Raw genomic sequence first — 12404 nt, 5'->3', positions numbered from 1 at the left:
ATGCGAGGGCCACGCGCCATGCTGGAGCGGCGACGCCCGGGACGGAGACCGCCCTTGCTGTCCGTCGCCGCGCGGCTGTCGGCCGCGCTGGAGGGACGGCGCGCCCGCTGGTGCGCGGTGGCGGTCCTGGTGCCGGCACTCGCGGCCGGAAGCGGATTCCTGGTGCGCGCCGGGCAGTTGACCGGCAGTACGGCGGCCGGGAACGCGGCCCTCACCGACCGGGCGGCGACCAGCAGGGTCTCCGGTGAGGTGCAGGACGCGCTCGCCCGGATCTTCTCGTACACCCCCGAGGGGCTCGCCGGGACCGAACAGGCCGCCGACGAACTGCTTGCGGGCAAGGCGGAACGGCAGTACGAGGCGCTGTTCGGCCAGGTCGAAGAGCGGGCGCGGAAGCAGAAGCTGACGCTCGCCACCCGCGTGGTCGGCGTGGGGGTGACCCGGCTGCACGAAGACCGCGCCCACCTGCTGGCCTTCCTCGACCAGACCACCTACCGGGCGGGCCGCGAACCGGCGCGCGCCGCCGCCCAGCTCTCCGTCACCGCCCGACGGCAGAACGGCGACTGGCGGATCGTCGCCCTCACCGCACGGTGAGACGGCGCGGAGCGGCGCGGCAGCGGAAGAGCGAAGAAGAAGACGAGAGAGGCGAGACGTGGGAGAGGCGACACGGACGGAGAGCCGGCGGACGCGGTGGTCCCCGGCGGGTGGCCCGGTACGGGCGGTGGCCGTGGCCCTGGCGGTGGTGGCGCTGTGCTGCGCGGCCTGGGCCGGTTTCTCCTGGTACGGCGCCGCACACGACGACACGCTCGGTTACGCCGCGACCCGGGACGAGGTACGCGCGGCGGGGGAGCAGGCGGTGCAGAACCTCAACACCCTCGACCACCGCGAGCTGGACAGCGGACTGGACTCCTGGGAGGAGTCGACGACCGGCGATCTGCGCGACCAACTGCGCAAGGGCAGGGAGCAGTTCGAGAAGCAGATCCGTCGGGCCAGGACCGTCACCTCGGCCCGCATCCTCTCCAGCGCCGTGGCGGAGCTGGACGAACGCGCCGGCCGGGCCGGAATGCTGATCGCCGTGCGGACCACGGTGAAGGCCCCCAAGGAGAAGCCGGCGACCAAGCAGACCCGGATGCGCGGTGAACTCACCCGCACCGGCGAGGGGTGGAAGCTCAGCGCCCTCGAACAGGTGCCGGTGGGCTACACCGCCACCGAGCCGGACGAGCGCGACTGACCGGAGAGCCGGAGGAACCCATGTCGACCACCCGCCACCTCGTCAACCGCCGACGCCGCCTCGCCGCTCGACCCGCCCCCGGAACGGCGCGCTCCACTGCCGCGACCCCCGTACGGACCGGCACCACCGCGACCGGGCCGGACCGCAAGGCCGCTCCGAAGCCGGACCGCAAGGCCGCTCCGAAGCCGGACCGCAAGGCCGCTCCGAAGCCGGACCGCAAGGCCGCTCCGAAGCCCGGCTCGAAGCGCGGCTCGAAGCCCGACCGGAAGTCTCCCTCCAGGGCCGTCGGCCGGCTCGGACGACTCGGCCGGCTGATCCGGCTGCCGCGTCGGCTGCCGGCCCTCTGCGCCGTCCTCACCCTCGCCTGCGGCGGCTTCACCGGCTGGGCGGCGACCGAGGCCCAGTCGCTGCGGGACACCGCGTCGGCGCGCAACACCGCGCTCGCCGACGCGGCCCGCACCAGCGAGGTCAAGGGCGAGGTCACCAGTGCGGTCAACGCGCTCTTCTCCTACGACCACGCCGAGCCGGAGAAAAACGAACGCGCCGCGCGCCGACTGCTGACCGGACGCGCTGTCGAACAGCACCGCGCACTCCTCGCCCGAGTACGCGCGCAGGACAGCGGACAGAAACTCGTACTGACGACGACGGTCACCGACAGCGCGGTCACCACGCTGGAGGGCGACCGGGCCCGGGTGCTCCTCTTCGCCGACCAGCACAGCGCCCGCACCGCGGCGAACGCCAAGGGCGAGGACGGCGCCAAGGACAAGAGCGGTACCAAGGACAACGGCGGCGCCAAGGACAAGGGCGGCGGGGGCGAGCAGGCCAAGGACGACAACGCCACCTACGCGGGCGCCATGCTCGCCGTCAACGCCGTACGCAAGGACGGCGCCTGGCGGATCGCCGCCATCGACACCCTCAGCTGAGACGACCCGCGCTCGGGCCCACAGCCGTCCGCCGTCCGGCGTGGGCCGGGTACGACCGGGAGGAGAAGCAGATGACGCAGCAGGACGGGACCGGCGCCCGCCGACGCGGCAGCCACACCGCTGCCGGTGCCCGGCGCGGCCCCGCGCGCCCCGCCGGCACCAGGCGGGTCCGGCTGCGCCGGCGCACCGCGGGCACCGCGCTCGCCGCGCTGGCCGTCGCCGCGCTGACCGCCTCCCAGGCTCCTGGCGCGGTCGGCCCGAAGGACGCCCGCAAGCCGTGGAATCCGGCCCGCACCGGTCCTCCGTACCCGGCCGGTGCCGACGACGGCTCGTACCACGTCGAACTCCCGCCCCTCGACGGCGTCGACGGCACCGGGCCCGACCGGGCCGCGAGCGCCCGGGCCAAGGCCCACTCCGGCATTCCCGCCACCGTGCTGCGCGCCTACCGGAACGCCGAGCGGGTGGTGCGGGCCACCGACCCCGGCTGCGGGCTGCGCTGGGAACTGCTGGCCGCGCTGGGCAAGGTGGAGTCGGGGCAGGCGCGCGGCGGCGACGTACGGGCGGACGGCACCACGCGCCGCCCGATCCTGGGCCCGGTCCTGGACGGCAACGGATTCGCCCGTATCGAGGACTCCGACGGCGGCGCCTGGGACGGGGACGGCGAGTTCGACCGGGCGGTCGGACCCATGCAGTTCATCCCCACGACCTGGCGCGGCTGGGGCGCCGACGGCAACGGCGACGGCCGTGAGGACCCGCACAACATCCACGACGCCGCGCTCGCCGCCGGCCGCTATCTGTGCGCCGGGGACCGGGATCTGACCAGCGCCGCCCAGTTGCGCGCGGCGATCCTCAGCTACAACCGCTCGACCGCCTATGTGCGCACCGTCCTGGCGTGGTTCGCCTTCTACCGCGAGGGCACCCACATCGTTCCAGACGGCGCGGGAGTGCTGCCCAGCAGCCCGGGCGCCGGCAGCAAGGGCAACAAGGGCAACGAGGCGAACAACGGGAACAGGGCGAACGACGGGAACAAGGAGAGGAAGGGCGGCAAGGACGGCAGGGCCGGGGACGGCCGGAGTGGGCCCGGCCCCGGCTCCCCGGGCACGGGCAACGGCGGTGCCACATCGGGCCCGGAACGGCCGGGTCCCCGCCCCACCGGCTCCGGTTCCCCGGACGAGGACGGCTCCGGTGGTCCGGGCGGCCCCAGCACTCCCCCCGACTGCCCGGACGACACCGGCTCGCCGTCCCCCGGTCCGACCGGCGCCGAGTCGCCGACGCCCACGCCGAGCCCCACCGGAAGCGACGGCCCGTGCGAGCGGGACACGGACCTGAGGTGACGGCACCCGGCTCTGGTCGCCGCTGTCGTGAGCGGACACGGGAGCCGGGCCGCTGATGCCGCCCGCGGACCCCCCACAGGCCGCGGGCGGCTGCCCAGCGGTGGCGCAGGCCCGGGCGCCTGGCGGGGAGACGCCCGGGGACTGCCTTCAGAGTGCCCCACCCCGGCCCCGCCCAGCAGGGCCGAACGGCCCCTCTGCCCGCTTCCGGTGCGGCGAGGCGTCGGCGGTGGCGTCAGTGCTCGTGCGGTCCGTCGTGGTGCACCGGGCCGTGCGAGGTTGGGCAGTGACCCGCCGAGACGCTGGTGAGCGCGTGGGCACCGGCCGGCATGGGCGGCAGCCGGTCCGCGTGGTCGATCTGGAGGGTGGTGTGGGTCAGGCCGTGCCGCTCGGCCAGCATGCGGTCCAGATCGCGCCGCACCCGGTGGCAGTCGCCGCCCGGCTCCACCAGTACGTGCGCCGACAGCGCGGGTTCGCCCGAGGTGATCGTCCAGATGTGCAGATCGTGGACCTCGGTCACGGACTCGGCGGCGGCCAGCTCGTCGCCCACCTCGTCCGGGTCGAGCCCGACCGGCGCCGCCTCCAGGAAGATGCGGCCCGAGTCGCGCAGCAGGCCGTAACCCGCCTTCAGCATCAGGCCCACGACGACCAGTGTGGCGATGGCGTCGGCGCGGGCGTAGCCGGTGACCAGGACGACGAAGCCGGCCACCGCGGTACCGATGAAGGCGAAGAGATCGTTGAGGATGTGCTGGTAGGCGCCCTCCACATTGAGCGAGGAGCGGTTCGCCTTCGACAGGCACCAGGTGGCCAGGAGGTTCACCACGATGCCCACCAGCGCCGTGGCCACCACCATCCAGCCCGTGACCTCGGGCGGGTCGAGCAGTCTGCGTACGGCCTCGTAGCCGAGCCAGCCGGCGGCCAGGATCAGGGTGAGTCCGTTCGCGTGCGCCGAGAGGATCTCGGCGCGCTTGAGGCCGAAGGTGTAGCCGCCGCGTGCGGGCCGCGTCGACAGCCGCATCGCGACCAGCGCGAGGACGATCGAGATGGCGTCGGTGAGCATGTGCGCCGCGTCGGACAGCAGCGCGAGGGAGCCCGCCAGCACCGCGATGGCCGTCTCGACGACGATGAACACGCTGATCAACGCGAGTGCCATCGACAGCCAGCGGCGGTCGGCTCCGGCCGAGACCCCGTGCGTGTGTCCGGCGTGGCCGTGTCCGTGTGCGTCTGCCGCGCTCATCCGGTCCTCCCCATCGGTGACCCTCGGCGACCGGCGGCCGCCGCCCCCTCGGTGTCGGGCTGAGTGCAGTGAAACCCACCGCACCCCGGGGGTGCAAAGGCTGCACCGGTGACCGTTGTCAAAACCGATAACACCGCTCTGACCTGCGCATTCTTCATGATTTCCGTTGTCGGTGGGGTAGCCGGTGGCCGACTTGGCGCGCCGGGTGACCGCGGCTGCACGGCGCTCCTGCATCGTGAGGACTTCGTCCGCTTTCCCAGGGTGGTGGTGCGCCGGATCTGAGAAGCTGGCCGCAGCCGGTGATCGATATGAGCGATATGAGCAGTGAGAGTCGGATATGGACCGTAGCTCCCAGGAAGCCGCCGTCGAGGCCGCGCTCGCCGAGCTGGACCTCCCGGCGAAGGCGGCGCTGCTCGGGGGCACGGACATGTGGTCGGTCGGCCCCGAGGACGCCCGCTCGGCGGCCGGTTTCGGCAGGCTCGTCCTCTCGGACGGTCCGGCCGGGGTGCGCGGCGAGAACTGGTCGCCCGAGGACCCCAGCCTCGCGCTGCCGTCCCCCACCGCGATCGGCGCCACCTGGGATACGGCGGCGGCCCGCACCGCCGGACTGCTGCTCGCCCAGGAGGCCCGCCGCAAGGGCGCGCACGCCGTGCTGGCCCCCACCGTCAATCTGCACCGCACCCCCTACAGCGGGCGGCACTTCGAGGCGTACTCCGAGGACCCGCAGCTGACCGGGGTCCTGGGTGCCGCCCTGGTCGCGGCCCTCCAGCAGGGCGGCGTGGCCGCGACACCCAAGCACTATGTGGCCAACGACGCGGAGACCGATCGCTACACCGTGGATGTACGCGTCGACGGCCGCACCCTGCGCGAGCTGTACCTCGAACCCTTCGAACGCATCGTGCGCACCGCGCGCCCCTGGCTGCTGATGGCCGCCTACAACAGCGTCAACGGCGTGACGATGAGTGAGCACGACGTGCTCAACAACGGAGTGCTGCGCGGCGAATGGGGGTTCGACGGAGCACTGGTCTCCGACTGGACGGGCGCCCGCTCCACCCTCGGCTGCGTACGCGGCGGCCTCGATCTGGCCATGCCGGGACCGGACACCGTCTACGGGGAGCACCTGGTCGCCGCCGTCCGCGAGGGCCGGGTGGCCGCGGAGACGGTGGATGTGCAGGCCCGCAGGGTACTGCTGCTCGCCGCCCGCGTCGGCGTCCTGGACGGCGCGCCGCCCGCCGTGCCCGCCACCGCGCTTCCCGCCCCGCTCGACGGGGCCGCTGCCGTACGCGACCTGGCCACCCGCTCCTTCGTCCTGCTGCGCAACGAGTACGCGGGCAGCCCCGTGCTCCCGCTCGACGTCGGGGGCGGCGCGGAGCCCTCCGGCGACGCCGTGCGCCGGATCGCCGTCAGCGGACTGCACGCCTGCGCACCGCGGTTCGGCGGCGGAGGCAGCTCGCAGGTCTTCCCCGAACGGGTCGGCACCCCGCTGGACGCCCTGCGGGAGGCGCTTCCGCCCGGCATCGAGGTGTCCTACGAGCCGGGTCCCGACCCCCGCTCCCGGCTGGCGCCCGCCACCGAAGCCGCCGGCTTCCGGCTGACCGCCGTCCTGCACGGTCTGGACGACGTCGAGCTCGCCCGTGCGGAGCAGCGGGACGGCAGCGTGCGGTGGATGGGCACGTTGCCCGGCGGCGTCTCCTTCGCCGATCTGGGCCGCGTGGAGCTGGTCGGCGAGTTCACCCCGCGCGAGAGCGGTACCCACCGGCTCGCGGTCCGCGGAGTGGGGCACTTCCGGCTGGAGGCGGGCGACCGGGTGCTGTACGACGCGGAACTGCAGGCCGACAGCGACGACCCGGCCGCCGCGTTCCTCAACCCGCCCCAGCGCACCTTTCTGCTCGACGCGGAGGCGGACAAACCGCTGCCCGTCCGGCTGCTGCACTCCGTCCCCGCCCACGGCGTCGGTGGCCTGTTCGGGCTGGTCTCCTTCGAACTCGGACACGGCGCGCCCGCCGTGTCCGAACAGGAGCTGACCGAACGGGCGGTGCGCGCGGCGGCCGAGGCGGACTGCGCGGTGGTGTTCGTCGGAACCACCGACGAGTCCGAGAGTGAAGGCGTCGACCGGGAGAGTCTGGCCCTGCCGGGCCGCCAGGACGAACTGGTGGCACGCGTCGCCCGGGTCAATCCCCGCACCGTGGTCGTGGTCAACGCGGGCGCGCCCGTGCTGATGCCCTGGCACCAGGAGGTGGCCGCCGTCCTGCTGTGCTGGTTCCCGGGCGAGGCCGGTGGCGAAGCCCTCGCCGATGTGCTGCTGGGCGCCGCCGAACCGGGCGGGCGGCTGCCGACGACCTGGCCGTCCGCCGAGGACGACCTGCCGGTGCGCCAGGTCGTCCCCGACGGTGACGGCCGGCTCCCGTACGTCGAAGGCCCCTACATCGGCTACCGCGCCTGGCGGCGGGCGGCGGGCCCCGAGCCCGCCTACTGGTTCGGGCACGGACTCGGCTACACCCGGTGGGAGTACGAGTCCTTGAACATCACCGCGCTGGACGGCGCCGACGGTGACGACCCGTACGGGCCGGTCGCCCAGGTCACCGTCCGCGTCCGCAACAGCGGTCCCCGCGCCGGCCGCGAGGTCGTCCAGCTCTACCTCGGCCCCGAGGGGGCGGACTGCCGGCTGGCGGCCTTCGCCGTGGTGCGGGCCGCGGCCGGGGACCTGGCCGAAGCCAGGCTCGAAGTCCCGCTGCGCGCCGTCCAGACCTGGGACGACACCCATCTGGTCTGGCGCCGCTGCCCGGGCCCGCACCGGTTCGCCGTGGGGCGCAGCGCCGCCGACATCCGGCTGACCGCCGAGCTGCCGCTGTGGGGGTGACCGGACGCGCCCCGCTTCAGCCGCGGACGGACGCGCGGAAGGCACCCGGCGTGGTGCCCGACCGCTGATGGAAGAACTTGGCGAAGTTGGTGGCGTCGGCGAAGCCGAGCGCCGTGGCGATCCGGGCCGCGGAGCGGTCGGTGTGCGCCAGCAGCCGCTTGGCCTCCAGAACGACGCGGCGGTCCACGAACTCCTTGGCGCCCAGCCCGACCGCCGCGCGGGTGGCCCGGGAGAGGGTGCGGGGCGAGTAGCCGAGGGCGTGGGCGTAGTCGGCGACGCGGCGGGTGCGCGTGAAGTCCTTCTCCACGGCGGCGCGGAACCGGCGGAAGGTGTCCGAGCCGGTGACCGCCTCCGGGTCCTGACCGTCCGCCCCCGTCAGCCGTACCAGCCGCAGCAGCAGGACCGCCAGCAGATGCCGCAGCACCTCCGTGTGCGCGCCCGGCGCCTGGTCACGGCGGTCGGCGGCGAACTCGAAGCGCAGATGGTCCAGGGCGATCCGGACGGCGCGGGCGTTCTCGTCGTACGGGTGGCGGGCCACCGCGCCGGACGCCTCGTCCAGGCCCACGGTCGCGGCTGTCGCCGGGTCGGGGAAGGTGGGGCGGAAGAGGACCAGCGTGCCCTCGCTGTCGCCCAGGTCGTCGTACTGCTGCACCTGACCGGGCCGCACCCACAGCCATCCGCCGGGCGGGGTGGTGTGCGCGGTGAAGTCGACGGACTGGCGCAGCCGTCCCGACTCGACGGCGAACAGCTGGTGGAAGCCGGGCCGCTGCGGGTCCGCCAGCCGCTGGCCGCTGCGCGCCGCGCGGTCGCGCAACTCGGACAGCGTCATCACCTCCAGCCCCGTGGTCGCGACGCCCGGCGGCGGGGCGTACGGCAGTTCCGGGATGGCGGCGGACGCGGCTGCGGCGAAGTGTCCGGTTCTCACCATGGCTGGTCGTGACCTTACCTCGCGGGGCGGTCGCCGCCCGGTTACGTTCGAGGTGTCGTCCTTCCGGCAGGAGGAACCGGCGGGAATCGTGGCCGAAGTCGCCACCCGTTCGGCGTCCGTCCCCCGCCCTCGTCCGCACCACGCAACAGGAGTACCACCATGGCGAACATCGCCGTTTTCGGGGCCAACGGCAACATCGGCAGCAGGATCGTCCGCGAGGCGCTGGACCGCGGCCACCAGGTGGTCGCGGTGGTGCGGGACACCGGCAGGTTCGTGGCCTCGCGCGAGGCCGTCACGGTCACCACCGGCGATGTGCTGTCCCCGGAGTCCGTCGCGGCCGTCGCCGGGAACGCGGACGTCGTCGTCAGCGCGGTCGGGGCCAAGGACGGCCCGGGGCATCTGGCCACCATCAAGCCCGCCGCCGAGTCGCTGGTCACCGGATTGCGGGCGCTCGGGGCCGGAGCGCCGTCACTGGTGTTCGTGGGCGGTGCCGGGTCGCTGCGCAGGCCGGACGGCTCCCGGGTGTGGGACACCGAGGGGCTGCCCGACGCGATCCTGCAGATCATGCACGCGCACGGTCAGGCCCTCGACTACCTGCGCGGTGTCGAGGACGTGCGCTGGACCAACATCAGCCCCGCGGCCACCATCGAGCCGGGTGACCGCTCCGGCACCTACCGGGTCGGCAAGGACGACCTGGTCGTGGACGAGAACGGCGAGAGCCGGATCTCGATGGAGGACTACGCCGTCGCCGTACTCGACGAGATCGAGCACCCCCGGCACGTACGGGAGCGGTTCACCGTGGGCTACTGAGCCCGCAGCGTGGGTGCCGACGCCTCGGGTGCCCCTCTCAAGGGGCACTCACGTCCGGCTCACGGCAACCGCCGGTCCATCGCTGCCCGGCCTTCCGCCGCCAGGCGCTCGCGGGCCCACTGCAGATTCTCCTCCGACAGATCGCGGCCGGAGGCGAGGACCAGGTCCTCGGGGGTGGGCTCGCTCGCCGGGGCGGAGTGCAGGATCTCGTCCGGCGACGTCCCCTCGTAGCGTTGGCGGAACTTGGCGATCTGGCCCTCGGAGTCCACGACTCGGGCCTTTCCGGTGTAGAACGGGTGACTCTCGGAGGAGATCTCCACATCGACGACCGGATATGTCCGCCCGTCGTCCCATTGGATCGTGGTGTCGCTGGTGGCCGTCGAACGCGTCAGAAACGCGTAACCGGCCGCCCGGTCACGGAAGACCACCTCGCGGTAGTCGGGGTGAGTATCAGACTTCACAAGTCGCTCCTTCCCCCGCGTACAGGGCGCCCCATCCAGGTTACGTCCGCACTCCCGGCACGGCATCCCGCCCGGTGGCCGCGCTGCCCGCGGGCCACCGGGCGGGGGCTTCGGCCCCGGCCCCGGCTCCGACGTGCGGGGCCCGGGGTTGGGCGAGATGCTGGAGGGTGCGGTCGTCGTCCCCTTCCGGAACGAGGTACGGATGCGCACCAACGACCTGACCAACGAGGTCCTCGCCAATCTGCGGAAGCCGCGCCCCTACCCGGCGGTCACCCTGGTGCTGCCCACCCACCGCACCAAGCCGGACAAGCTGCAGGACCCGGTGCGGCTGCGCAATCTGATCGCCGAGACCGGGCGGCGGCTCGCCGAGGACCCGCAGGTCTCGGCAGCGGTACGGGCCGATGTGATCGAGCAGCTGGAGCAGGCCGAGAACGAGCTGGATCTGATGTACGCGCTGGACACCCTGGTCGTCTTCGCCGCCCGGGGCGAGCACCAGTTCTGGCAGCTGACCCGGCGTGCCGACACCGAACGCATCGTCATCAACGACACCTTCCTCACCCGCAACCTGGTCGCCGCGCGGGCCCAGAACCGCCCCTACTGGGTGCTGACCTTCGACGAGGAGAAGGCCAGACTGTGGAGCGGCGCGGGGGAGCAGCTCGTCGAAGAGCACCGCTACGGTTTCCCGATCGAACACGAACCCAACGTCTCCGAGCGCGAGCGCGCCTCCCGTACCGGCGTCTACGACACCGGCTACCGGGACGAGGCGGAGCTGCAGCATCTGCGGGATGTGGACGCCGGCCTGTCCAAGGTGCTGGAGGCCGAGCCCCGTCCGCTGCTGGTCGCGGGGCTCAAGCACGGGCTGACCGCGCTGGCCGACGTGGGGACGCGCGCGGCCCGCAACGCGCTGGCCACCGTACCCAAGGGCGGGCTGGCCAACGCGCGGCCCTCCGTCGTCCTCGAGGCCGTCGCACCGGCGCGCGCCGAGCTGTTGCGGGGCCGGGCCGAGGAGGCGCTCCGCCGGCTCGGCGAGGCGATCGGCCGCACGGAGTTCGTCGCGGGGATCGACGAGGTGTGGCGGGCCGCCCAGGAAGGCAGGCTGGCGCTGCTGGTCGTCGAGGAGCCCTACCGGCAGAAGGTGCGGCTGACCGGAGGTCACCTGGCGCCGGCGGGCGACGAGGCGGTGAGCGACGAGTCGGGCGAGGTGCGCGACGACATCGTGGACGAGACCGTGGAGGCGGCGCTGGCCACCGAGGCGGAGGTGGTCTTCGTGGCCGACGGCGCGCTGGCCGAGCACGGCAGGATCGCGGGCGTGGTCCGCTACACGTGGGCGGGGTAGGGACCCGTGGGCGGCGGGGGAGTGCGTATCCGGGGGCGCGGCCGTGAGACCGCACGGCGCTGAGCACGGCAGCGAGGCGCGACGTGGCGGCCTGCTGTGGTACGCGGCGGCGGCCTTCGTCTTCGCCGTCGGTATGGCGGGCACCACGCTGCCGACCCCGCTCTACGGCCTCTACCGCCAGGAACTGGGCTTCGGCGAGCTGATGGTGACGGTCGTCTTCGCCGTCTACGCGGTCGGCGTGATCGTCGCCCTGCTGGTGGCCGGTGACTTCTCCGACAAGCTGGGGCGGCGGCCGGTGCTGTTCGCCGCCCTCGCCCTCTCGGCGGCCAGCGCCGGTTGCTTCCTGCTGGAGGGCGGGCTGCCGCTGCTGTTCTCCGGGCGGCTGCTGTCCGGATTCGCGGCCGGACTCTTCAGCGGCGCGGCGACCGCGGCCGTGCTGGAGCTGGCGCCCCGCGGCAGCGGGGGCTTCGCCGCGACGGCCGCGAACATGGGCGGGCTCGGCTGCGGACCGCTGCTGGCCGGCCTGCTCGCGCAGTACGCGCCCCGCCCGCTGATCCTGCCCTTCGCCGCCCATCTGGTGCTGCTGGCCGTCGCGTTCGCCCTGACCCTCGCCCTGCCGGAGACGGTGCGCCCGCCCCGGCCACGCCCCGCGCTGCGACCGCGCGGGATGGAGGTGCCGCGCGAGGTGCGGCCGGTGTTCGTCCCCGCCGGGCTGGCGTGCTTCACCGGCTTCGCCGTCTTCGGCCTGTTCACCGCGGTCTCGCCGGGCTTCGTGTCCGGAACCCTGCACATCGGCAACCTGGCGGTCTCGGGCGCGATCGTCTTCTCGGTCTTCTGCGCCTCGCTGGTCGGACAGTCGCTGACGGGCCGGTTCGGTGCACCGGTGGCACTGCCCCTGGGGTGCCTGGGGTTGGTCGTCGGTATGGCGCAGGTGGGGCTGTCGCTGCTGCTGAGCTCGCTGGTGGTCTTGGTGACGGGTGCGGTCACCGGCGGCATCGGGCAGGGGCTCGCGTTCCGCTCGGCGCTGACGGCGGTCAGCGCGCGGGCGCCCGAGGAGCACCGGGGCGGCACCATCTCGGCGCTGTTCGTCGTGGCCTATCTGGGCATCTCGCTGCCGGTCGTCGGGGTGGGCGCGCTCAGCACCGGGCTCGGGCTGCGCAACGCGGGGCTGGTCTTCTCCGGCTGCGTGGTGGTGCTCGCTTCCGCGGTGGGCGCCCAGCTGTGGCGCACCCGGAAGGCCGAGGCGGCGGCGCTCGCCACGGCGGGCTGAGGGCGCCCTCGCGGACCCGG

11 protein-coding genes and 1 pseudogene are annotated in these 12404 nt (G+C 73.9%); 9 read left to right on the top strand and 3 right to left on the bottom strand.

Features of this window, described 5'->3' with window-relative positions; all coding sequences use genetic code 11:
• From JW613_RS01470 to JW613_RS01455, 4 genes are all read left to right on the top strand, one after another.
• Entirely contained in the window at positions 1-591 is a 591-nt protein-coding gene (locus JW613_RS01470) for a hypothetical protein (RefSeq protein ID WP_245224770.1), read from the top strand.
• 58 nt (positions 592-649) lie between these two features.
• Positions 650-1228, top strand: a complete 579-nt coding sequence (locus JW613_RS01465) for an Rv1363c family protein (RefSeq protein ID WP_209208845.1) — start codon at positions 650-652, stop codon at positions 1226-1228.
• 20 nt (positions 1229-1248) lie between these two features.
• Positions 1249-2151, top strand: a complete 903-nt coding sequence (locus tag JW613_RS01460; RefSeq protein WP_209208844.1) for a hypothetical protein — start codon at positions 1249-1251, stop codon at positions 2149-2151.
• Positions 2152-2222: 71 nt separating this feature from the next.
• Positions 2223-3485, top strand: a complete 1263-nt coding sequence (locus JW613_RS01455) for a lytic transglycosylase domain-containing protein (protein ID WP_209208843.1) — start codon at positions 2223-2225, stop codon at positions 3483-3485.
• Between the two features lie 232 nt (positions 3486-3717).
• Here the strand turns inward: JW613_RS01455 and JW613_RS01450 are convergent, their stop codons facing one another.
• Positions 3718-4719, bottom strand: a complete 1002-nt coding sequence (locus tag JW613_RS01450; protein ID WP_209208842.1) for a cation diffusion facilitator family transporter — start codon at positions 4717-4719, stop codon at positions 3718-3720.
• 108 nt (positions 4720-4827) lie between these two features.
• Here JW613_RS01450 and JW613_RS01445 point away from each other — a divergent pair, with 108 nt between their 5' ends.
• Both JW613_RS01445 and JW613_RS01440 read left to right on the top strand, forming a co-directional pair.
• Positions 4828-5001, top strand: coding sequence for a hypothetical protein (locus JW613_RS01445; RefSeq protein WP_209208841.1), 174 nt, complete (start codon positions 4828-4830; stop codon positions 4999-5001).
• 55 nt (positions 5002-5056) lie between these two features.
• Complete coding sequence (locus JW613_RS01440) at positions 5057-7579, top strand: glycoside hydrolase family 3 protein (protein ID WP_209208840.1); 2523 nt, start codon at positions 5057-5059, stop codon at positions 7577-7579.
• A 16-nt stretch (positions 7580-7595) separates the two neighbouring features.
• On the opposite strand, the gene JW613_RS01435 is transcribed toward JW613_RS01440, so the two are convergent.
• On the bottom strand, positions 7596-8507 hold the full coding sequence (locus tag JW613_RS01435; protein ID WP_209208839.1) for a helix-turn-helix domain-containing protein: 912 nt from the start codon (positions 8505-8507) through the stop codon (positions 7596-7598).
• 159 nt (positions 8508-8666) lie between these two features.
• On the opposite strand from JW613_RS01435, the gene JW613_RS01430 reads away from it, so the two are divergent.
• The gene (locus JW613_RS01430) at positions 8667-9317 is read left to right on the top strand and encodes an NAD(P)-dependent oxidoreductase (protein WP_209208838.1); all 651 of its coding nucleotides are present in this window, start codon (positions 8667-8669) and stop codon (positions 9315-9317) included.
• A gap of 221 nt (positions 9318-9538) precedes the next feature.
• Here the strand turns inward: JW613_RS01430 and JW613_RS35540 are convergent.
• A pseudogene (locus tag JW613_RS35540) lies at positions 9539-9778 on the bottom strand (type B 50S ribosomal protein L31); the annotation flags it as partial.
• Positions 9779-9935: 157 nt separating this feature from the next.
• Here JW613_RS35540 and JW613_RS01420 point away from each other — a divergent pair.
• Positions 9936-11114 carry a baeRF3 domain-containing protein gene (locus JW613_RS01420; protein ID WP_245224768.1) on the top strand — a complete coding sequence of 393 codons (1179 nt, stop codon included), beginning with the start codon at positions 9936-9938 and terminating at the stop codon, positions 11112-11114.
• 133 nt (positions 11115-11247) lie between these two features.
• On the top strand, positions 11248-12384 hold the full coding sequence (locus JW613_RS01415; protein ID WP_245224891.1) for an MFS transporter: 1137 nt from the start codon (positions 11248-11250) through the stop codon (positions 12382-12384).
• Positions 12385-12404 lie beyond the last annotated feature (20 nt).

This window comes from Streptomyces smyrnaeus, assembly GCF_017676345.1.
GTDB classification, from domain to species: Bacteria; Actinomycetota; Actinomycetes; order Streptomycetales; family Streptomycetaceae; genus Streptomyces; species Streptomyces smyrnaeus.
Note: the sequence above shows the minus strand (reverse complement) of the source record. Positions and strands in the feature narration are given on the sequence as shown.